Consider the following 349-nt stretch of genomic DNA (forward strand, 5'->3'; position numbering starts at 1 on the left):
GATCAGGCAACTATTATATTCGCCATACAATGTACGATGTGTTCGAGTGTGACTGGGTTTGTGCAACCGTTTATTTGCCTTCATTAGTAAGAGAAATTGCTCGTCAAACGAGTTTAGATGCAGATTATTTAATACGAAAGCATACGATGTTTCCATTTCTAACATCATTTCTAAAAACGGCACAAGCGCGGACTATTTACGATGCGATGGTCAATGAGGATGGACGTAAAACGATAGGCGGTTGTGGGCTGATGCGCAGTAGAATTCCAATAAACAAATACATTAAATATTGTCCATCTTGTTTTGAAGAAGATTATGAACAGTACGGAGAGTTTTATTGGCATTGTAT

General features: G+C 38.1%; 1 protein-coding gene. It reads left to right on the forward strand.

All coding sequences use genetic code 11. The features are described 5' to 3' along the window. The coding region (locus R0J88_RS19095) for a TniQ family protein (protein ID WP_410900742.1) at positions 1-349 on the forward strand (349 nt) is incomplete at both ends.

Source organism: Pseudoalteromonas sp. SIMBA_162 (genome assembly GCF_046535955.1).
Classification (GTDB): Bacteria; Pseudomonadota; Gammaproteobacteria; order Enterobacterales; family Alteromonadaceae; genus Pseudoalteromonas; species Pseudoalteromonas marina.